This window comes from Dyadobacter sp. CY343 (genome assembly GCF_021390335.1).
In the GTDB taxonomy this organism is placed as follows: domain Bacteria; phylum Bacteroidota; class Bacteroidia; order Cytophagales; family Spirosomataceae; genus Dyadobacter.
Genome location: NZ_JAJUXK010000004.1, coordinates 1,121,483 through 1,142,355, shown reverse-complemented (window position 1 = coordinate 1,142,355; position 20,873 = coordinate 1,121,483). Strand labels below are relative to the sequence as shown.

Below are 20,873 nucleotides of genomic sequence, written 5' to 3'. Positions count from 1 at the left end.
AATTATGAGATACTTGTAAATTTTGTTATATCAATTGTAAGTTTAGTCAACGCTTAAAAGAGCTTGTTCGTATAAGGGAAGAATGCTTAAAAAATAGTCAACCGTTTCATTCACTGACTGTTCTGATCTTCCTCCGCTCGCATTCTTATGTCCGCCACCATTGAAATGCGCACTGGCCAGATCTCTTACAGAAAACGATCCGACAGATCTGAACGAGATTTTTATCTCACCTTTCCGCTCGATGAACATTGCCGACATCACTACATTTTCAACCTGCAAGCCGTAGTTGACAATACCTTCCGTTTCGCCTGTGCTCGAATTGAATTTTTGCAGCTCGGCCTCGGTAAGTACCATATATGCGGTTCTGTATTTTGCATTCACCACCAGTTTTTGAGAAAGCACATACCCAAGGAATTGAAGCCTGGAAAGGGGTGCATTGTCGTAAATCAGCCTGTGAACCCGGCTTGAATCAAATCCAGTGAGCATTAAATCAGCGACTGCGAGGTGAACATCAGCCGTCACATTGCCATGTCGGAAAGAGCCGGTATCAGTCATAATACCAGCGTAGAGGTATTCGGCCATAGGAATATCGAAGATCTGCCTAACCGGCGCATCAGCTTCCAGCTCTTTGATCAATGCATAAACCAGCTGAGCGGTCGCGGCAGCGTTGGTGTCCCAGATCATCCATTTGGCGAAATGCTCCGGTTCTAGATGGTGGTCGATCATTAATTTAGGGGCAGGCGCATCCTGGACCACTTTGCCAAGATCTTTTAGGCGTGATAATGCAGAAAAATCCAGACAGCAGATTAATGTAGCTTCCTGAATTTTTTGCTTGCATTTGGCTTGATCTGTGGCCTTTTCATAAACAAGTACACCTTCCGGGCCAATCATCCATTTGAGATTCGCCGTATAGTCAGTCGGGCTGATTACAGTTACATCGTGGCCTTTTTTTACCAAATAATTTGCCCACCCGAGCGAAGATCCCAAAGCGTCGGCGTCGGGATCACGGTGCATCGTAATGATGATTTTTTGGGGGAGAGATAAAAAAGAGCTTAACTCTTTAACGGTTTGATTCACAGGTATTTGTTTCGAAAAGAGGAATTCTACGAGCCTTCCAAGCCCACAAAATTAACAAAACTGTTGGTATTTGCTTAATCCTGCCTCCGAAAGGCGAAGTATCCTTGGCGTTTTAACCTTTCGCAGGCATAGTTGCCGAACTATCAAGGATATAAATTGAAAAACAGTAGTTTTGCACGAAATTAATTTAGCCTTTAAGTATGCCAACGAATAGAACATTCACAATGATTAAGCCGGATGCCGTAAAGGACGGTCACTCGGGAGCAATTATCAAAATGATTGAGGAGGCGGGATTTCGTATTGTAGCCTTGAAAAAAACACATCTTACCGCAGCGCGCGCGGGCGAGTTTTATGCGGTACACGCAGAACGTCCGTTTTATAATGATCTCTGCAACTACATGTCGTCAGGCGCTATCGTTCCGATGATCCTTGAAAAGGAAAATGCCGTAGCAGATTTCCGTACTTTGATCGGCGCTACCAACCCGGCTAATGCAGATGAGGGTACGATCAGGAAACTGTTCGCCAAATCAGTGGAAGCGAATGCGATCCACGGTTCAGATTCTGACGAGAATGCAGGGATCGAAGGAAATTTCTTCTTTGCCCAAACCGAGCAGTATTAAAAACATAAGACCACAAAAAAGCCCGGCAAATTAGTTTGCCGGGCTTTTTTGTGCACATACTGCCAATTATTTGATGATAACCAGCACACTGTCGATCACGTGGATCACGCCATTGTCCGCATTTACATTTGGGATCACTACATCCGATTTATTCACTGCTACAATGCTGTCTGTTTTTGTAACGACAAGATTTGCCTTGTTGAGCGCAGGATGGTTTCCAAGTTTTAGTTCAGCGGCTTCTGTTCTGTTTTTGATAATATGGTTTTGAAGGAAATACTTCACTGAATCGTCGGGGATCACGGAAGAACTGAAAATATTCGCTCTGCCGAAAGCATTGTTGTCAGGAGCGAACAGGGTAATGTTGTCAGTTCGCAGCGCATCGGTCATTCTCGCGCGTACCATAATATCTTTCAATATACTGAACTGACCGTTTTCAAGAATTACGTCAGCTATTGTTTTAGGTTTAACCCGATCTTCACTATTCTCTTTACATGATATTACGGTTGCGGAAAATAGAGTCGCAATCAAAAAAAATGTCGCCCAACGCCCTACAAAACGGTTTTTTTTCATAGCTTTCCAAATAGTTATTTTTTGTAAAACTAATGGAAAATGTATTTTAACTGCATTTTGCCGCCAATTTTTTAATCCTAATCCCCAAACCAAAATGTTAAAAACAAGACAACTGCTTCTCATTTGCTGCGCCATTCTGTTCGTGAATTCCGCGTTTCTGGCGACCCGTGAAAACGGTGACCCGCAGGTAAAAAAGCCTGTTAAGCTATTTAATGGAAAAGATTTAAGCGGCTGGAAAATCAATGGTACAGAGAAATGGTACGTTGAAAAAGGAGAGCTGATCTGCGAAAGCGGCCCCGACAAGCAATATGGTTACCTGACCACCGACAAGTTTTACAAGAATTTCGATCTGTCCCTGCAATTCAAGCAGGAGGCAAACGGCAACAGCGGCGTATTTTTCCGCTCGACCGTTGATGGTACCAAAGTATCCGGCTGGCAGGTTGAAGTTGCTCCGCCAAACCACGATACAGGCGGTATCTACGAATCATACGGCCGCAACTGGCTTGTTCAGATCCCGGAGGAAAAAGAAGGATTTCTGAAAATGGGCGAATGGAACACTTTGCGCATTAAGGCAGTAGGCGACAAAGTACAAACCTGGCTGAACGGTAATGCAATGGTCGATTTCGACGACGCGAAGATCGGTGCGGCAAACGGTTCGATCGCATTGCAGATCCACGACGGCGGCGGCATTAAAGTTCGCTGGAAGAATATTATGCTGGAAGAGCTGTAAGCACTTCTCATTTACTACGATCTCTGACGTATTCATCCGGCTGAAAACGGTGGTTCGTCGGAAATCGATTACTGAAAGGCTTCATGGAAGATAGATTTGTGTCAATAACACGATCTGTCAGCCATGAAGCTTTTTTACTTTTCACTTTTGTGTATCTCCACTTTTGCGCAGGCGCAGCATGTGGTCAAAGGCAGGGTTACCGATCATAAAGGCGCCGGGCTGCCAGGTGCCAACGTCTTTTTGAAAGGTACTTATGATGGTACCACCACAGATGCCGGCGGCGCATTCAGTTTTACAACTTCCGAAAAGGATACCGCCACGCTTGCCGCTACTTATGTCGGGTTTGAGCTTTTTGAGAAAAAAATAAAACTTACATCAAACGCTGCTGACCTTCAAATCAAACTAACTGAGCTGGCCAACGAGTTGAATACGGTGGTTATTACAGCCGGCGCATTCGAGGCTTCGGACGAAAAGAGAATGGCGATGCTGAAACCGCTGGACATTGTTACCACCGCAGGAGCCGCCGCCGATATTACCGGCGCTATGCAGTTTTTGCCCGGCGCGCAAAGGGTAGGGGAGCAGGAGGGGCTTTTTGTAAGAGGCGGGTCGGGACAGGAAACGAAGATCGTTATCGACGGAATGATCGTCCAGAACCCGTTTTTCAGCTCGCTACCGGACGTGCAGCAGCGGGGTAGGTTTAACCCTTTTATGTTCAAAGGGACTTCGTTCAGTACGGGCGGCTATTCCGCGCAATATGGGCAGGCGCTTTCTTCCGTCTTGCTGCTCAATACTACCGACAAAGCCAGTAACAATGGTCTGGGTATCAGTCTTAACCTGGCGAATGCGGGGTTGAATTACGATCATGCTACTAAAAATCAGTCCGTTTCGGCGGTGGCTTACTACGGAAATCTTCGGCCGCTTTTTAAGTTGGTCAAACAAAATGTAGACTGGCTGCACGAGCCTGAGTTTAAAGGTTCTTCTCTTACCTATCGCTTGAAGCCTACCAAAAATGGAGTATTGAAAGTGTACGGAATGTATTCTGACAGTCATTTGAGCATGAATTCCAAAGATCCTTCCAGCGAATCGGGCAGCGTGAACCTTAATCTTAAAAACCGGAACGCGTTCGCAACGAGCACTTATACCGATTCGTGGAAAGACGGATTGTGGACGCTGAATTCTGGTTTTTCTTATAGCCGGAATAAAGACGATATGCGTTTTGATGGTGTAAATTTTGATCGTTTCGACGAGCGCATGCAGGCCAGACTGGTTTTGAGTCGGTTATTTTCCGGCAACAATACTTTACTCTTTGGCGCGGAGGCGCATGCTATTCATCTCAAAAATGGAGTAGATGGTGAATTATTCAGTTTAAAAGACAGATATGGAGCTGCATTTATCGAATCTGAAATATATGTGACGAGGCAACTGGCTGGCCGCATTGGAATACGGAGCGAATATAGTTCGGTGATTGGGAGGTTTAATCTGGCGCCCCGGCTTTCTTTTGCATATAAAACAGGAAAGTACAGTCAGGTCTCACTTGCGGCCGGGCAATTTTACCAAAACCCCGATTACCGATATTTATACACCAACAAATCACTGGCTTACGAGCGCGCCGACCACCTGATTCTGAACTTTCAGATCATTAAAAACCAGCGGACCTTTCGGGTTGAGACGTTTTATAAGAACTACGCACAGCTTGTGCGGGAGTTTACCGGCCAGCGTTTCGATGCCGATCCCTACCGTTTTCCCTGGGGCGCGACCAATAATGGAGGGAAAGGTTATGCAAGAGGTTTCGACTTTTTCTGGCGCGATCAGAAATCGGTTAAAAACTTCGATTACTGGATTACTTACAGCTTTGTAGATTCCGAGCGGCTGTTCCAGCAATTTGAACAGGCAGCGACCCCGACATTTATCTCCAATCACAATATCAGCCTGATCACCAAAAAGTGGTTTGAAAAAATCAAAACGAACCTGAGCGCTACTTATGCATTCACAAGCGGCCGCCCCTATTATAATCCCAACAGCGAAATATTCCTTGGCGACAAAACACCGGCTGTCCACAATGTGAGCATTCAGGCCAGTAAGCTGCAAAGCATTAAAGGTAACCTGGTGATATTCTACGCGACTGTTGATAATGTATTGAATACCAAAAACATATTCACGTATCGATACACACCCGACGGTAAAACGAGATATGCAGTCGGACCGCAGAGTTACCGGAGCTTTTTTGTAGGAATGCAGATCATGCTTTCGAAAAAGGCCAAAGTGGACAAAGATGATTTTTAAAAAGTATTTCTATAAACTCAATTTAAAAAGTATGAAAAGACTATTGACGACCGTAATCGCATTCAGCTGCTCAGTTTGCATGCTTTTTGCGCAAAATGAAAAGTATACTGCGGCGATGACCGAGAATATCCAGGCTTTCAATAACCTGGACCGGGCGAAACCTGATGTGAAAGCGCTTGTTGATATTTCCAATAAGTTTGAAAGAATAGCGGCTGCTGAACCAAAAGAGTGGCTTCCAAAATATCATGCGGCTTTTTGCAATGTAATGCTCGGTTTTGCGGGAGCTACCCTGACTGAAAAAGATCAGTATCTCGATAAAGCAAATGTCTTATTGAAAGATGCGGAGGGTATTTTGGGAAAGCCGAATGACGAATTGCTGGTGTTGAGGGCTTATCAGGCGCAAATCCACCTGGCAGCCGATCCGATGAACCGCTGGGAAAACGATGGTGCCAGGTTTGCTGAGCATCTGGCGGCAGCGAAAGCATTGAATGCAGACAACCCGAGGATATATTACCTGGAAGGAAGCAGCGCATTCTTTACGCCCGAGGAGTTTGGCGGCGGGAAAAAGGCAGCCAAACCTTTTCTTGAAAAAGCAAAACAAAAATTTGAGACTTTCAAACCCGAATCCGGTATTCACCCTGACTGGGGCAAAATGGAAACCGACTGGATGCTTTCACAAACTAACTGAGCTGACTGACGCAAGATGAATGACCGTGAAGTGAAACCATTACAAATGCAGGCTTCCTCGCTCGACGGGAGGGATTTTAGTAATATGAACCTGGAAAACGCCGATTTCAGCTTTTCCAGCTTAAAGGATACAAACTTCGACGGTGCCAATCTGCGGAATGCGAGACTGCGTTTTTCGTCGCTCGACCGGACAACTTTTCGGAATTCTGACCTGACGAATGCAGACCTTAGTTTCAGCAGTCTCTCGGATGTGGACCTGACGGGCGCGAAAGTGGAAGGCGCCAATTTTAGTTATACTTCCAATGAACGGTCATTTCGCTGGCAGGATGTGAGTTTGATCGGTATAGTGCAAAATCAGGGCTGGATCGGGACGCTGGTAGCGGTTCTGCTCGGCGCGCTGCTGCTGTACGGCGTGAATGCGATCGTTTATTTTACTGCCGAGATTTTTTATACCAATGAACCGATCAGAGTCAGTTTGTATCAGTTTCTGGTATTGAATGGCGTTCTTTCGGGCATTTTGACGATCCTGCTCACGCAGGGGCTGGTTCAGATGATGGATGTTTTTCTTAAAAAGCTTTGGCTGAAACATCTGATCCTGACCATCGCGATTGTCATCGCAAACAACCTTTTTGGGATCCTTTTCTTTTCGTATTTCGGCACTGATATCCTGCTGGAATACGGTAGCCGGTACCCGGAAGAAGCTGCACAAAATGCGCCCTGGTACTGGTATATGTGGGGGCCGATTTTGGTGGCCAATGCATTTTATTATCTGAGAAGGGAAGGCCAGCAGCTTTCACGCAAGATATCAGACCAGGAATACCAGTTACTGAATCTTGAAAAACTAAAAACGAGGGCAGAGCTCGACGCATTGCAGGCGCGCATTAATCCCCATTTTCTGTATAACTCCCTGAATAGCATTGCCAGCCTCGTACACGAGGATCCAGACAAAGCAGAGGAAATGACGTTACTGCTTTCGAAATTATTCAGATACACGACCGGCCGGAAAACGAACGATTATTTCGATACTATTGAGAATGAGCTGGAAATGGTGGAAACGTACTTGCAGGTTGAGAAAGTGCGGTTTGGAGACAGATTGAGGTTTAGTGTTGAAGTAATGGACGATGGTTTGCGACAATTGCAGGTGCCAAAATTTATCTTGCAGCCAATTGTCGAAAACGCGATCAAACATGGTATTTCGCGCATGGCCGAGGAAGGGAATATTGTGGTAAGGATTTACGAGGAAGATTCCTGGCTGCACCTTTGTGTGCACGACAATGGTCCGGCGTTTCCCGAAACGATGGGTGCCGGCTACGGGATCAGGAGTATTCAGGATAAGTTAAAGCTGCTTTACGGCGATGACGCCAGACTGGAACTACACAATGAACCCAGGAAAACCGTCAACATTGCGATCCAGAAATCAGTAATAGGTCAACATCAAAATTTCAGTTATGCAGTTCCCGCTTAAAACGATATTAATAGACGACGAACCACTTGCATTGAGCCGGTTGAGAAGATTGCTCGAAAAGCATTCGGAAGTCTTTTCAATTGTTTCCGAAGCAAAAAACGGAGCGGAAGGTCTGATCGAAATTAATAAGCATTGCCCGGACGTCATTTTTCTGGATATTGAAATGCCCCTTCTGAATGGTTTTGAAATGCTTTCAAAGCTTACCAGAATGCCGCTGGTGGTTTTTTCGACAGCTTACGATCAATATGCGATCCGGGCTTTTGAAGAAAATTCCGTCGATTACCTCTTAAAACCGGTTGAAAATGACCGGCTGCTGAAAACAATTGAGAAGATCCGGAATCTGGCTAATGCGGGCGCCAGCAGTGTAGGCACTGTAAATCCCTATTCGGAAAACCTGCTGCGCTTGCTGGAAGAAATGAAACCTAAAAAGGAGATTTTCTCACTGTCTGTCAAATCAGGCGACAAAATCCTGCTCATACCGATGACAGATATCACGCATTTTGAAGCAGAGGAGAAATATGTATTCCTGAATACCCTCGACGGACAAAAATACCTGCTGAATTACACCTTAACTTCGCTCGAAGAAAAGCTCCCTAAACATTATCTGCGTATCAGCAGGGGAGGTATTGTCAACTCCCATCACATTAAGGAGATCCAGAAACATTTCAATGGAAAGTATGTGATCGTACTGCGTGACCGCAAGGCTTCACAGGTTACAAGCGGCAGTACTTATGCTGATACTATACGTCATCTTCTTGATAATTAACTGGCTGGTCTTCACGCCGGGATTAAGAATTATTCATTTTGTAGAGGCAATACTTATTCCTAAATTGCGCCCCTGTTTACAATCCCGATATAATTTTAAGAATGTAATCTCCTGTTCACCAGTAGGTTTGTTGTAATGCAGTTTATTATCAAATAAGATTTTTTTCTGAATTTCGGCACAAAAACGTCTTGCTCAGCGTACAGGTAATTGATTAAGTGATTCCTGAAAAGCCGAGGAGGTTGATTTTTTCGCCCTAATTGATAAGATCCTTTGATATTGTTCATTTGTTTTGTTAAAAAGGTTAAAGGGAGTCAGGAGTAATGAAGGAGCTCATTGATGCGGGCAATCTGCCGAAGCACATCGCCGTTATCATGGACGGTAACGGAAGGTGGGCTCAAAACCAGGGCGCAGCCCGGGTTTTTGGCCATCGCAATGCAATTAAGGCAGTTAGGGAAGTGACGGAAGGTTGTGCTGAACTAGGTGTGTCGTGTTTGACACTCTATGCATTCTCTACCGAAAACTGGGCCCGGCCTGAGTTTGAAGTCAGGGCTTTGATGGAATTGCTGGTTCAGTCTATCGGAAACGAGCTTCCTACCATGCAAAAGAATAACGTCAAACTGGACACGATCGGAGATACGGAAAGCCTGCCAAGAAGTTGCCAGCGGCAGCTTGCACAAGCAATTGAAGCCACGCGTGACAATACCGGCCTCAATCTGATCCTGGCTTTGGGATACAGCGGCAAATGGGACATTACCCAGGCAACCAGAAAAATCGCAGAGGATATTCGAAACGGCGTTTTGACTCCCGGTGAAATCAGCGAAGAGCTACTTTCGTCTAAACTGGCTACTGGCAACAGACCGGAAGTGGACCTGATGCTGCGCACCGGCGGTGATCATCGGATCAGCAATTTCCTTTTGTGGCAACTGGCGTACTCTGAGTTGTATTTTTATGAAGATCTTTTTTGGCCTGATTTCCGTCGGGAGCATTTATATGAGGCGATTCTCTCCTATCAGAACAGGGAAAGAAGATTTGGAAAAACAGGCGAACAAATTAAAGCGAATAGTGCTAAGTAGAACAATATGAACCTTCTTACCAATTTGAATAAATCACTAGCACATCTGAAAGGTCTTACTGCATTACTGCTGATATGCTCTTGCGTATCCGTGAATGCACAGCGGATCGGTATCGGTGCCAACAAGCCCGCCGCTCCTGCTGCAAGTGTGATGGACCCAGCTAATCCAAAGGAATATACGATTGCCGAAGTGACCGTTTCAGGTACCCAGTTTCTGGATCCTAATTCCATGATCTCCATTTCCGGATTGAAGCCAGGAGACAAGATCCGGCTGCCGGGACCAGCTATTCCTTCCTCTATCAAGAGAATGATGGATTTTGGTACGCTGGATGATGTGGAAATCCTTTACACTAAGATTGAAGCCGATAAAGTTTGGCTGAATATTCACATTAAAGAGCGTCCGCGTCTTTATAAAGTATCTTTTTCCGGAATTCGTAAGGGAGAAAAAGAAACATTGAACGATAAGGTGAAGCTGATCAAAGGCCGCGTAATTACGCCTACCGTTATTAAGAACACGCAGCTGGTTATCAAGAAGTATTACATGGATAAAGGTTTTTACTACACCAAAGTGAAGGTGTTGCAAATTCCCGATTCCACGCGCGGGCAGGCTACTTTGAATTTTACGATCGATAAAGGCAAAAAAGTTAAGATCGAGAAAATAGATATTGAAGGAAATACAGCTATCAGTGACAAAACATTGAAGCGGAAAATGAAGGGCACCAAGCAAAAAAGAATTGGCAGGCTCTTCAATCCATCTAAATACATTCCTAAAAAATACGACGAAGACAAGGAAAAACTGATCGCGTACTATCGTAAAAATGGTTACCGCGATGCTACGATCCAATTTGATACGATCAAAAATGGTGAAGAAACCATTAGTATCGATATGAAGATCGATGAAGGTACTAAGTACTTCTATCGCGATATCACCTGGTCGGGAAACTACCTGTATACTTCCAAATACCTGGGCGAGCGCCTTGGGATCAAGAAAGGGGATGTGTACAATCCTGAGGAGCTTGACAAAAAGATAAACGGAATACCCGGGCAGGACGTGAGTTCTATCTATATGGACGACGGTTACCTGTATTTCCGTATCGAGCCTACTGAAAGAGCAGTTGAAGGCGATTCGATCGATGTGGAATTGCGGATGTTTGAAGGAAAGCAGGCGACGATCAACAGGATCTTGTTGAATGGTAATACCAAAACAAGCGACCGTGTTGTATTGAGAGAGCTTTTCACCTTGCCGGGACAGAAATTCAGCAAAACAGAAATTATCAATACCCAGCGCCAGTTGTCGCAAATGGGTTATTTTGATCCTGAAAAAATCCAGATCAATCCAATTCCAAATCAGCAGGATGGTACTGTGGATATTGAATATACGGTAGAAGAAAAACCATCTGACCAGATCGAATTGTCTGGGGGCTGGGGCGGTTATATTGGTTTTGTAGGAACGTTGGGGTTGGTTTTCAATAACTTTTCCATCAAAAATATCCCGAACCGCGAAACCTGGCGGCCACTTCCTTCCGGAGATGGTCAGAAGCTGTCACTTCGTTTTCAGGCAAATGGTAAGCAATATCAGACGTATTCGATGTCTTTCAGCGAACCGTGGCTGGGTGGTAAAAAGCCGATCAACTTCGGTGTATCGATCCAACGTACCGTTTATCGTCTTACAGATTTGAATTCAATGTATGGTATCGGTGGACTGAACGGAGGTTCAAGAACGATCAATTACCGCGGCGGATATTACAACAACGGGATCACATTCTCGCTCGGCCGCCGCTTGAAAGAGCCGGACCGCAACCTGGTCATGACCCACTCGCTGTCTTACCAGCGGTACCGCCTGGATGATCTTGATATTTTCGGGATAGGTTACACCAATGGTAATTCGAACAACATTTCTTTTAACACTACGATTTCAAGAAATACATTAAGTGATTTTCAATTTCCAAGAAGCGGAAGTAACATTTCTTTGAGTGCAACTGTAACTCCGCCTTACTCGGCTTTCAGGCAAAAAGAGTTTTCTGACAAAACAGATACTTACCGCTGGGTTGAATATCACAAATGGATGTTCGATGCAAGCTATTACGCGACCATCGCAGGTAAATTGGTATTGAGTACCCGCGCTCACATGGGTTTCCTGGGTAACTATGATAAAACTGACAATTACAGCCCATTTGGACGGTTTATCGTCGGTGGTTCAGGATTGGCGGGACAAGGAACGTTCTCACTTGCAGATCAGGATATTATCGGTCTTCGTGGTTATGAGGATCAAAAAGTCGGTCCTATTACTCAAAATGGCCGCCCGGCATCTGGTGGCGGGGTTGTTTACAACAAATATGTAATGGAATTGCGGTATCCGGTTTCACTTAATCCACAGGCTACGATCTTTATTCTTGGCTTTGCAGAAGGTGGTAACAACTGGGGTACCTATAAAGAGTTTAACCCATTCGATCTGAAAAGGTCGGCGGGTGTGGGTGCGAGGATATTTATGCCGGCATTCGGACTTTTAGGTATTGACTGGGGTTATGGATTTGACAAAATTCAGGGCAGCGACAAACGAAGCGGGGCGCAGTTCCATTTTACTATCGGACAGCAGATCAGATAATATTGTTAAAATAGTTTCGTTAAGAAGTTTGCAAATTATTAGCGGCTTGGCATGAAGAAGTTTTTTATTTTACTAGTTTTGTCAATTCTATGGCAGTCAGAGACTAGCGCTCAGAAGATTGGGTATACTGACATGGAGTTCATTACAAGTAAGATGCCCGAGTACCTGGCAGCGCAGACAGAGATGAAAAAGTTCTCCGAAAAGTGGGCTAAGGAAATTCAGGACAAGTTCGGTGAAATAGATCGCATGCAGCGGGCTTACATGGCGGAGGAAATCTTACTGACGGAAGAATTAAAAAGAAAACGTCAGAGCGAGATCAAAGAAAAGGAGCTGGAAGCGGGCGAATACAATAGTAAGATTTTCGGAATGGACGGTTTGATGTTCCAGAAGAAGAAAGAGCTTATGAAACCTGTACTTGAAAAAGTGCAGCGCGCCGTTACCAAAGTCTGCAGCCAGCGTCGGCTTGATTTTATGTTTGACAAATCCAGCGACATTGGAATGCTTTACACAAATCCCAAACACGATTATTCGGATTACGTGATGGAGGAACTGGGTATAGATCCGAAAGCGAACAAAGCATTGGATAACGGAAAAGCTGAACAACCGGTGAATGTACCGGCTAATACCTCACCCAAACAAAAAAGTACAACTAGTAAACTTAAATAAGTAACAAAGCAATGAAACAAAAATTGATGGCTTTTTTGGTCGTAATGACCATCATCACCACCCCTCTCCTGGCTCAAACTACAACTCCGGCAAGCGGACTTACAAAAATAGGCTACACCAATGTGGATTATATAATCGCCAAGCTTCCTGAAAGCAAAGTGATGCAGAATCAGCTTGAAGTGACGAAGGCGCAGTTGGATAAGGCATTGGGCGAAACGTACAAAGAGGCACAAGACAAGTATGAGGCATACCAGAAGAATGGTGCTAACATGACAGATGTGATTCGTGCGGACAAGGAGAAAGAGTTGCAAAACCTGCAAACGCGTATCCAGGAAATGCAGAACAACGCACAAACTTCTCTGCAAACGAAACAGCAGCAGCTTTTGGAGCCTATCCTAACCAAGGTGAACAATGCGATTCAGGAAGTTGGTAAAGAAAGTGGCTTTCTGTATATCCTTAACATGGACGCAGGGGCAAATTCAACGCCGATTATCCTTTTTGCTGCTTCTGAGGAAAATAATGCTACGCCGATGATCCTTAGAAAATTGGGTGTAGATCCTGACAAAGTGGACGCGGCACCGGCATCAACAACAGCGCCCGCTAAGCCAGCAACAACTGCACCGGCTACAACACCAAAGAAAAAATAATAAGTCATATTTGAACTTTAAAAACCGGAGAGCAGTCTTTAAAATGGCTGTTCTCCGGTTTTTGTGTATATGGAAGCAAGTGAGGCGGTACCTTACTTGCTTTTATTTTGTGTTCCCTTGTTAGTAGCTATATTTAAAAAATGCAATTGGTAAATCCGCCAGGTGGAATCTGATTTGGTATTTCAATTTTATATCGATAGACAGGGCTTTCTATACGGGATTTACTAGTTTTGCGTTTTGACTCAGTGCTCTTCTAAACAAAGAATTAATTATATTTTTGTCGATATGCTCATAAAAGATATTCATAAAATACTGATACTTCTGGCGGCTGTTTTATTCGGATCGGGCGCACAAGGGCAGGAAAATATGAAGACGAACTCAAACGGCCCGCTACAACTTGTATTTCCTTCTGAATCAGAATGGAACGTTTTGTATGAAGGAAAAGAAATCAATTTCCATTTGCAGGTGAAAGGAGGGAAGGGAGATTCGATCAGATATAATGCGGTTAGCGGACTTACAAAGGATATGAAATTCGATTCGCTTGGACATTTCGTCTGGACTCCCGGGTTTGAAATTGCTGACAGGATCAATACAACAAAGTCTTTCCCGGTCGTATTTGAAGCGCAAAGTGTGACAGGGGAAAGTGCTTCCCGCGAGGTGGTATTTAAAGTAAATCACGTCAACAGACCGCCGCAGATCGACGAGCTGCATCCTTTCTACGTACAATATAAAACCCAGAATGTTTACAAGATAGATATGGGCGCAGTGCGCGATCAGGATGCTGACCCGATTGTATTCGTGCCTATATTGGACCAAATGCCAGAGGGGATGAAATTAAGCGCCGCCGGTGAGATTACGTGGGAACCCTCGATGACTCAGTTTACCACACTAAAAAAGGGCGCCCGGTACATGGAGTTTTATGTAGAGGATCAGCCGTCCAAAGCAAGGACTAAGGGGCGCCTTAAACTGGATGTTACCCAGATGGACCTTGCACCCGACTTTACAATTATCCCCCAGAATTCGATCGTCAGAAGTGCGGAGAACAACCGGATCAACCTGCGGTTTACACTATCAGATCCGAATGGGGAGGATGATATTAATACATTCAATTTCGTTTCGGAAAATAAGAGAGTTCCTTCGGAGGCATTGGTAAAAAATACACCGACTAGCTATGAATTTATCTGGGAGCCTGGTTACGATTTTGTGAAAGACCCTTACGATACGCTGGCCTTCAATATTACCTTCTATGTAATGGACAAGGCGCAGAACAAGAAGGAGAGGACTGTGCGGTTCGTGATTAAAAATACGGTTGACGAAAGCTTGCGCGATACGTATGCTTTTAATTTATACCGGGGTGCACTTGCGAATGCTTGGAGCTTGCTGGAACAAATGACGGAGAAAGAAGTTGAATTGAAGAAAGCATATTCGAGGGCGAAGAAGGGAAAACGAGGTCGCTCACTTTTGAATGCGTCTCTCGGCGCGACGACTGGATTAGCTCCTGTAATCGCGAAAACTGACGCAAATACCCGAGGTTATATTACAACGATCGGTGGTACCACAGTTGCTACCGTGGGTACGCTGGAAGCAACGGAAGTTATAGGTAAGTCGGTAAATGGGCTGCTTGATCGCTTCAACTACGTGATGCAGAAGAAGAATGAGCTGCAAAATAAGGGAGACGTTTTTGCGCGTGAATATGGACAGAAGTCTGCACGTCGCCACCCGGATTTCATACGCAGGCTTGATGAATTTAAGGCACTGATGAACCTGAGCGGATTGGTAGCTTTGGAGCTGGACGCGAGGTGGGAAAATAAGAAGGATGCGACTGACAACGCATTAAGGAAAACTTTTAAGGATTATGTTCCCTATACGAAAGACGAAAATTAGAAATAAAAAAAGAGAGCTAGATGCTCTCTTTTTTGTTGCTATCGTCTTCTTCCAATTGTCGGTTTTGGATCGTGGGAGTTTCCGATTCTGCATTCGAATCGGGGATTTCTGCTGTCAGCTCAGTTTCTTTCGCTATGTCTTCTGTTTGTCTCTCTTCCTCTTCCGGGCCGTGAGAGTGGAAACTTCCCTGGAAAATGAGAATGCTGCAAACGCCTATAAATATGCAGGAATCGGCAATATTGAAAATGGGCGTTGAATAGTACTGGCCTCCCCAGACAGGTACCCATTCAGGTATAAATCCTTCCCAGAAGTCCACGAATATCATATCGATCACTTGACCGTGAAACCAGGGAGTGGGTGATCCGTAAGGAGCATTTTCCAGAAAAACGCCATAGAATGTGCTGTCGATTACATTTCCAACCGCACCAGCAAGGATCAGAGATAATGCCCAGAGTAAGCCTTTGGAAGCACCTGCTCGCGCAAGGTGGATCATATAACCGCCGATCGCGACCATTGCGACCAGACGAAACAAAGTCAGAAACAGCTTTCCGTATTCGTGACCCAGCTGCATACCGAATGCCATTCCGGGGTTCAGAACATAATGCAGCTTAAACCAATTACCTATCAGTGCAATTTGACCCGAAAACCCCGGCTCCATATACTTGTGCACCAGCAATTTCGACGTCTGATCAACCAGTATGAGCAGAAAACTTAAAAGCAAAAAAGGGATCGGATTTCTGGATTGGTTCATTCGTTTTTGAAAAACTATTGAAAATTTAAGAACGCGAAAGTAATAAGTTACTTATAAAGAACCGATTCCTCTTCTTTTCAATTCACTTTTAACCAGCAAATACTCTCTGCTGCTTTGCCCGGCGATGGAAGTATTTTCCTCTGCACGACGGATCAAATAAGGCAATACAGCATCGATTGGCCCATAAGGAACGTACTTCGCCACATTGTAGCCGGCTTTTGAAAGATTAAACGAAATATTATCGCTCATCCCAAGCAGTTGCGCAAACCAGATCCGGTTGTCGTTTTTCTCAATGCCCAATTTCTTCATCTTCGCTGCACAGTACTGCGAGCTGTATTCATTGTGTGTACCTAGGCAGATCGCGATGTATTCAATATGTTCGAGGCAAAAATCAATTGCTAAATTATAATCTTCATCGGTAGCCTGCTTTGAAGCGTGAATAGGATTGAAGTACTCATTTTCTCTTGCCCGCAACCTTTCTTTTTCCATGTAAGCACCTCGTACCAGTTTTCCTCCTAGCAAATACCCTTTTTGCCGGGCGGTCAAGTAAGCCGATTTTAACGCTTCCAGGGTTTCGTGCCGGTATAGCTGATAGGTATTGTACACGATCGCTTTCTCGCGGTTGAATTTCTGCATCATCTGATAAGTAAGATCATCGATGATACCCTGAATCCAGCTTTCCTCCGCATCGACGAAAATCCGGACATTCATTTCATGTGCCCGTGAGCAAAGATTTTGCAGGCGCTGCTGGACTTTGACGTAAGCAGCTTCTTCCTGGTCGGTCAGGGGATCTTTCCGCTGGATTTTTTCCAAAAGATCAGCAGAGGCGATTCCTGTAACTTTAAATACCGAGAACGGAATGGTTTTGGACCCTGCGGCCTTTTCGATGGTTTTCAGGATCTCCGCAGCAGTTGCATCGAAACTAGATTCGTCATCTTCACCTTCGACAGAATAGTCCAGGATTGTGCCGATGCGGGAATTACCCAGCTCGGCGATCGTCTGATTGCATTCGCTAATTGTCTCACCACCACAGAATTGTTCAAAAATGGTAACCCGGATGAGATTTTTTATAGGTAAGTTTAGTTTTAGTGCAAGCTTTATAAAAAAAGTGCCTAAATTTACCACTCGAGCCTGATTCATGAGGCTGAATAGCCAGTATGTTTTCCGAAGTTTAGCGTCAGATTTAGAAGCGAAAGCGACGGAGGTATCTTCAAAAAATACAGGTATTTGGTTTGTTGGAGAGGATTCTGCCATTTGAAGTGCACTTTTTCCCGGGTGAAGATTTATTAATCACGAGAGAAGTTAGTGTTCATTAAGAAGTTATTTGACTTTTATGGCATCAAATGTACGTCAATCCCGGAAATACGCATAAGCTGCCGGGTCAAAATATTGCAATTATCTAATTTATTAAGGACAAGTTTTTGAATATGAATGCTTCTTTAGATATCCTTCCCCTAAGTAGTTGGATCAATACCAACGGGAAACCTTTGGTAATCGCCGGGCCTTGCAGTGCAGAGACGGAGGAACAAATGTTAGAAACCGCAAACCAGATCAAAGAAGAAGGTTTTGCGCATGTTATCCGTGCCGGTATCTGGAAACCAAGGACTCGTCCGGGAAGTTTTGAAGGTATGGGAGAAGCAGCTCTGCCTTGGTTGCAGGCTGTAAAAAAGGAAACAGGAATGCCGGTTGCTGTTGAGGTAGCAAACCCTCAGCACATCGAACTGGCATTGAAGTATGGTGTTGATATCCTCTGGGTAGGCGCTCGTACTACTGTGAACCCGTTCAATGTTCAGGAATTGGCTGATGCACTGAAAGGTGTGGACGTACCTGTTCTTGTAAAGAATCCGGTTAACCCTGATCTGCAACTTTGGATCGGCGCTTTAGAGCGTTTGAACCAGGCGGGTGTGAAGAAACTAGGAGCGATCCACAGAGGTTTCTCTAATGCGCAGGAAACCAAATTCCGCAATTCACCCATGTGGAATATCGCAATCGAATTAAAAACACTTTTTCCTGAATTGCCGGTAATCGGTGATCCAAGCCACATGGCGGGAAAACGTGCTTATTTATATGAGCTGTCACAACGCGCGCTCGACTTGCATTACGACGGATTGATCATCGAATCACACCGTGACCCTGATAAAGCTTGGTCTGATGCTTCGCAGCAATTGACTCCGGCGGCTCTTGGCCAGATGTTGCACGACCTGCACGTTCGTAAAGAATCTTACGGAAGCGATTACGCATCACAACTGGAAATTATCCGTGGAAAAATTGACCACCTGGATCGTGAAATGCTGGAAACATTGGCACAACGTATGGCTTTGGTTGAGAAATTGGCCGAGTACAAACGTGATAATAGTGTAGCTGCTTACCAGGTTGACCGTTTCCGTGAAGTATTGGAAACGCGTGCTGGCTGGGGAAAAAGCATGAATCTGTATCCAAATCTGGTAGACGAGTTGTTCAAGCTTGTTCACATGGAATCTATCCGTAAGCAAACTGAGGTGATGAACCAAGTAAGTGCTTAATAGCGATACTAGTATATATTTTCAAAGGCTGTCCATTTGGGCAGCCTTTGTTGTTTTAAAGTATCAAAGGTTTTTAGCTAGCAATACCTTCTTTATTTCCTTCGCCCAAATCTCATAAGCTTTCGCATTCAAATGCGTCTTATCCACTGCGAATTCTGCTTTAAGTCCCGTCGAATCACAAATCTGCGGGTTAATATCAATGTAGGTGATATTATTTTTAATGCAGTATTCTACCAAAAATCGGTTCAGCGACTCCACTTCTCCCTTACTCACCGGATCATTCCGTTCGAACATAGTGAGTGTCACTACCGGGATAATCCCGTTCTTTTGAAGAGTTGCTAACAGTAATGTGAAATTTGCCTGTATCTTTTCCTGAGAAACCCCAACCGTAATATCATTGATCCCGCCTTCCAGAAAGCATATCTGAGGTTTCAAATCGACGACATGCGTTTGGATCAGCTGGACAAAATGATAGGTGCATAAACCCGGCAACCCATTATTTAGGACATCGGTGCGGCCGAGTAACTCTACCCATTTGCCTTGTGCAGTGATGGAATTACCGTACATAACAATTTGCGGGTTTCCTTTCATGGATACAAATCTTTGAAAGATCTTATCTCGGTAAATGAATGCGAATGCGAGTATGAATGTAATCAGAAGCACATTGAGCACCAGCGAAGCAGTGAATAGTCTTCTGTTATTCATAATAAATCACAACATATAAGCTTTGTCCCCCAAATTGAAGCACCGCCTGCACCGTGCTTCATAATGCTCGGTCTCGCCCAACAAGACGCGCTCGTTCGACGGAGAAATGCGGTAGGAGTGGGATGCAACTTCGCCACAAACCATGCAGATCGCATGCACTTTGGTCACGTATTCAGCAATTGCCATTAATTGGGGCATGCAGCCGAAAGGTTTTCCCATGTAATCCATATCAAGGCCGGCAACAATAACCCGCTTCCCGGAATTGGCCAGCCCGTCGCATACTTCCACAATCTTCTCATCAAAAAACTGTGCTTCATCCAAGCCGACAACTTCACAATCTTCGGCCAATTGCGTTATTTGAAGCGCCATTTCGACAGGTATCGAGCGTATTGAATTATCATTATGAGAAACAATGTTCTCGTCGTGGTAACGTTTATCCAGAGCTGGTTTGAAGATTTGTATCCTTTGCCGGGCGATCTTGGCGCGGTTCAGTCTTCGGATCAATTCTTCTGTCTTGCCGGAAAACATCGAGCCGCAGATGACTTCGATCCAACCGGTTCTGGGGCTTTGATTTTCTCTTTTATGAGATGGTTCTACAAACATCTTTTGGTGTCGGATTGACCTGCGTGCACGTCAATTTTGATTATATTTACAAAGCAAACATATTTTTTTAAAACACGATCGTTCTCAAAAGCTCATATTCCTTATGCCGGATAATTTGAATTCAAATGCACTCAACCAATATGCCGCCAGATTCACCACAACAGTCCTGAACGAGGTGTACAAGTCGCAGGATACGATTAACGGCGCAACTTTATTGAAACTGACGCCGGTAAGGCAAGTGAACCTCGGGATTTTAAACCGGTTATTTGAAGCCTGGAAAAGCAATGCAGAATCCTTTCGAAGCCCGTATTTTGATTTTTCAAATGAAGAAGTAAAGCGTGCGCTGGAAGATTTTATGAATACAGCTTCGCAGCATATCTCGGTGAAACGGACAGATCTGGAACCACTGCTTTCGGAATCGGTAAAAGAATCACTCAGATTGTTGCTGACTCCCGCGGCTTATTTTGAAGAGAAAGTGAGAGCTGCACCGGAGGCTGAATTTACCCAGGAAAGAGCAGAGCAAATATTAAAATACACCCATATTCACAGGGGAATTGCGGAAGCAATGCTAGGCAGGCTGAACGACAGTGGTTCGAATTCTGTGTACCAGACGCAGGCTGTGAGCTGGCTTTATGAATTGAAAGATCACAGCGACCTGGTCGATGATGTGGACCAGCACCTGGCCCAGTTTACCGAAGTTTTCCCGATCAACATTGGCGAGATCAGAATCCAGGAGCCGGTAAAACCGCTGGTATCTGCTAAAAATGAATCAAAATCCTTTTTCGATTCTGCATTTAATGAATTGGAAACTGTCGCATCGAAGTCTCCGCCGAGAGCTGAGCCGGTTTCGGTGGTTTTAGGTGATATTGTGGCCAAATCAAATACCGTTGAAGGCGACTCGTTAAACAATCGTTTTAAAGTAGATATTCCGACGCCTAGTGAGGACAAATCCTATGGAAGTGTTCCTTTCAAAGTAGAAAATATAGCAAACTCGATTCCTCTGGGACAGCGTTTTATGTTTGTTAACCAGCTTTTTAACAAAAACAGCGAGCATTTCGACAAGGCGATTTACGAGCTCGATGCAGTGAAAAGTTTTGAAGAAGCTGAAAACCTGATCTGGCACCGGTATGCATCCAAATATGCATGGGACGTAAACGGCGAAGCGGTAACTGCACTACTTGCGATTGTGAAGAGAAAATTCGCCTGATAAATTCAGCTAT

The 20,873-nt window shown here is 44.6% G+C and carries 19 protein-coding genes; 13 read left to right on the top strand and 6 right to left on the bottom strand.

The window, feature by feature from the left end:
- Positions 1-42: 42 nt before the first annotated feature.
- Positions 43-1,077: a bifunctional oligoribonuclease/PAP phosphatase NrnA gene (locus LZG94_RS16830; RefSeq protein WP_233792978.1), complete on the bottom strand. Its 1,035-nt coding sequence runs from the start codon at positions 1,075-1,077 to the stop codon at positions 43-45.
- Between the two features lie 200 nt (positions 1,078-1,277).
- Here LZG94_RS16830 and LZG94_RS16825 point away from each other — a divergent pair, with 200 nt between their 5' ends.
- Positions 1,278-1,697, top strand: a complete 420-nt coding sequence (locus LZG94_RS16825; RefSeq protein ID WP_233792977.1) for a nucleoside-diphosphate kinase — start codon at positions 1,278-1,280, stop codon at positions 1,695-1,697.
- Positions 1,698-1,763: 66 nt separating this feature from the next.
- Here the strand turns inward: LZG94_RS16825 and LZG94_RS16820 are convergent, their stop codons facing one another.
- Positions 1,764-2,267, bottom strand: coding sequence for a fasciclin domain-containing protein (locus tag LZG94_RS16820; RefSeq protein ID WP_233792976.1), 504 nt, complete (start codon positions 2,265-2,267; stop codon positions 1,764-1,766).
- Between the two features lie 94 nt (positions 2,268-2,361).
- Here LZG94_RS16820 and LZG94_RS16815 point away from each other — a divergent pair, with 94 nt between their 5' ends.
- The 10 genes from LZG94_RS16815 to LZG94_RS16770 all read left to right on the top strand — a co-directional run bounded on the left by LZG94_RS16815 (position 2,362) and on the right by LZG94_RS16770 (position 15,072).
- Positions 2,362-2,997 carry a DUF1080 domain-containing protein gene (locus LZG94_RS16815; RefSeq protein WP_215234181.1) on the top strand — a complete coding sequence of 212 codons (636 nt, stop codon included), beginning with the start codon at positions 2,362-2,364 and terminating at the stop codon, positions 2,995-2,997.
- Between the two features lie 123 nt (positions 2,998-3,120).
- A complete protein-coding gene (locus LZG94_RS16810) occupies positions 3,121-5,280 on the top strand; it encodes a TonB-dependent receptor (RefSeq protein WP_233792975.1) in 2,160 nt (719 codons plus the stop codon).
- Positions 5,281-5,311: 31 nt separating this feature from the next.
- Positions 5,312-5,968, top strand: coding sequence for a hypothetical protein (locus tag LZG94_RS16805; protein WP_233792974.1), 657 nt, complete (start codon positions 5,312-5,314; stop codon positions 5,966-5,968).
- A gap of 15 nt (positions 5,969-5,983) precedes the next feature.
- Positions 5,984-7,432, top strand: a complete 1,449-nt coding sequence (locus LZG94_RS16800; RefSeq protein ID WP_233792973.1) for a histidine kinase — start codon at positions 5,984-5,986, stop codon at positions 7,430-7,432.
- Positions 7,416-8,198: a LytTR family DNA-binding domain-containing protein gene (locus tag LZG94_RS16795; protein WP_233792972.1), complete on the top strand. Its 783-nt coding sequence runs from the start codon at positions 7,416-7,418 to the stop codon at positions 8,196-8,198. The genes LZG94_RS16800 and LZG94_RS16795 overlap by 17 nt, the downstream gene beginning before the upstream one ends.
- A gap of 320 nt (positions 8,199-8,518) precedes the next feature.
- On the top strand, positions 8,519-9,271 hold the full coding sequence (locus tag LZG94_RS16790; protein WP_215234176.1) for an isoprenyl transferase: 753 nt from the start codon (positions 8,519-8,521) through the stop codon (positions 9,269-9,271).
- A gap of 6 nt (positions 9,272-9,277) precedes the next feature.
- Positions 9,278-11,875, top strand: a complete 2,598-nt coding sequence (gene bamA / locus LZG94_RS16785) for an outer membrane protein assembly factor BamA (protein ID WP_233792971.1) — start codon at positions 9,278-9,280, stop codon at positions 11,873-11,875.
- A gap of 51 nt (positions 11,876-11,926) precedes the next feature.
- Positions 11,927-12,541 (top strand): OmpH family outer membrane protein, encoded by a 615-nt coding sequence (locus LZG94_RS16780; protein ID WP_233792970.1) that lies wholly within the window; start codon positions 11,927-11,929, stop codon positions 12,539-12,541.
- Between the two features lie 11 nt (positions 12,542-12,552).
- Positions 12,553-13,188, top strand: a complete 636-nt coding sequence (locus tag LZG94_RS16775) for an OmpH family outer membrane protein (protein ID WP_233792969.1) — start codon at positions 12,553-12,555, stop codon at positions 13,186-13,188.
- 285 nt (positions 13,189-13,473) lie between these two features.
- Positions 13,474-15,072 (top strand): hypothetical protein, encoded by a 1,599-nt coding sequence (locus LZG94_RS16770; protein WP_233792968.1) that lies wholly within the window; start codon positions 13,474-13,476, stop codon positions 15,070-15,072.
- Positions 15,073-15,088: 16 nt separating this feature from the next.
- Here the strand turns inward: LZG94_RS16770 and LZG94_RS16765 are convergent, their stop codons facing one another.
- Positions 15,089-15,823: a lipoprotein signal peptidase gene (locus LZG94_RS16765; protein ID WP_233792967.1), complete on the bottom strand. Its 735-nt coding sequence runs from the start codon at positions 15,821-15,823 to the stop codon at positions 15,089-15,091.
- Positions 15,824-15,874: 51 nt separating this feature from the next.
- On the bottom strand, positions 15,875-17,077 hold the full coding sequence (locus LZG94_RS16760) for a proline dehydrogenase family protein (protein WP_233792966.1): 1,203 nt from the start codon (positions 17,075-17,077) through the stop codon (positions 15,875-15,877).
- 173 nt (positions 17,078-17,250) lie between these two features.
- Here LZG94_RS16760 and LZG94_RS16755 point away from each other — a divergent pair, with 173 nt between their 5' ends.
- Positions 17,251-18,345, top strand: a complete 1,095-nt coding sequence (locus LZG94_RS16755; RefSeq protein WP_215234170.1) for a chorismate mutase — start codon at positions 17,251-17,253, stop codon at positions 18,343-18,345.
- Between the two features lie 63 nt (positions 18,346-18,408).
- On the opposite strand, the gene LZG94_RS16750 is transcribed toward LZG94_RS16755, so the two are convergent.
- Both LZG94_RS16750 and LZG94_RS16745 read right to left on the bottom strand, forming a co-directional pair.
- Entirely contained in the window at positions 18,409-19,050 is a 642-nt protein-coding gene (locus LZG94_RS16750; RefSeq protein ID WP_233792965.1) for a GDSL-type esterase/lipase family protein, read from the bottom strand.
- A 6-nt stretch (positions 19,051-19,056) separates the two neighbouring features.
- The gene (locus LZG94_RS16745) at positions 19,057-19,653 is read right to left on the bottom strand and encodes a thymidine kinase (RefSeq protein WP_233792964.1); all 597 of its coding nucleotides are present in this window, start codon (positions 19,651-19,653) and stop codon (positions 19,057-19,059) included.
- Between the two features lie 103 nt (positions 19,654-19,756).
- Between LZG94_RS16745 and LZG94_RS16740 the strand changes: the two genes are divergently transcribed.
- Complete coding sequence (locus LZG94_RS16740; RefSeq protein ID WP_233792963.1) at positions 19,757-20,860, top strand: hypothetical protein; 1,104 nt, start codon at positions 19,757-19,759, stop codon at positions 20,858-20,860.
- Positions 20,861-20,873: the final 13 nt, after the last annotated feature.

Bases quoted from the DNA above. Each gene is read 5' to 3' on its own strand.
- LZG94_RS16825 (WP_233792977.1), top strand. From the start codon at position 1,278: ATGCCAACGAATAGAACATTCACAATGATTAAGCCGGATGCCGTAAAG.
- LZG94_RS16820 (WP_233792976.1), bottom strand. From the start codon at position 2,267: ATGAAAAAAAACCGTTTTGTAGGGCGTTGGGCGACATTTTTTTTGATT.
- LZG94_RS16815 (WP_215234181.1), top strand. From the start codon at position 2,362: ATGTTAAAAACAAGACAACTGCTTCTCATTTGCTGCGCCATTCTGTTC.
- LZG94_RS16810 (WP_233792975.1), top strand. From the start codon at position 3,121: ATGAAGCTTTTTTACTTTTCACTTTTGTGTATCTCCACTTTTGCGCAG.
- LZG94_RS16805 (WP_233792974.1), top strand. From the start codon at position 5,312: ATGAAAAGACTATTGACGACCGTAATCGCATTCAGCTGCTCAGTTTGC.
- LZG94_RS16800 (WP_233792973.1), top strand. From the start codon at position 5,984: ATGAATGACCGTGAAGTGAAACCATTACAAATGCAGGCTTCCTCGCTC.
- LZG94_RS16795 (WP_233792972.1), top strand. From the start codon at position 7,416: ATGCAGTTCCCGCTTAAAACGATATTAATAGACGACGAACCACTTGCA.
- LZG94_RS16790 (WP_215234176.1), top strand. From the start codon at position 8,519: ATGAAGGAGCTCATTGATGCGGGCAATCTGCCGAAGCACATCGCCGTT.
- bamA (WP_233792971.1), top strand. From the start codon at position 9,278: ATGAACCTTCTTACCAATTTGAATAAATCACTAGCACATCTGAAAGGT.
- LZG94_RS16780 (WP_233792970.1), top strand. From the start codon at position 11,927: ATGAAGAAGTTTTTTATTTTACTAGTTTTGTCAATTCTATGGCAGTCA.
- LZG94_RS16775 (WP_233792969.1), top strand. From the start codon at position 12,553: ATGAAACAAAAATTGATGGCTTTTTTGGTCGTAATGACCATCATCACC.
- LZG94_RS16770 (WP_233792968.1), top strand. From the start codon at position 13,474: ATGCTCATAAAAGATATTCATAAAATACTGATACTTCTGGCGGCTGTT.
- LZG94_RS16765 (WP_233792967.1), bottom strand. From the start codon at position 15,823: ATGAACCAATCCAGAAATCCGATCCCTTTTTTGCTTTTAAGTTTTCTG.
- LZG94_RS16760 (WP_233792966.1), bottom strand. From the start codon at position 17,077: ATGGCAGAATCCTCTCCAACAAACCAAATACCTGTATTTTTTGAAGAT.
- LZG94_RS16755 (WP_215234170.1), top strand. From the start codon at position 17,251: ATGAATGCTTCTTTAGATATCCTTCCCCTAAGTAGTTGGATCAATACC.
- LZG94_RS16750 (WP_233792965.1), bottom strand. From the start codon at position 19,050: ATGAATAACAGAAGACTATTCACTGCTTCGCTGGTGCTCAATGTGCTT.
- LZG94_RS16745 (WP_233792964.1), bottom strand. From the start codon at position 19,653: ATGTTTGTAGAACCATCTCATAAAAGAGAAAATCAAAGCCCCAGAACC.
- LZG94_RS16740 (WP_233792963.1), top strand. From the start codon at position 19,757: ATGCCGGATAATTTGAATTCAAATGCACTCAACCAATATGCCGCCAGA.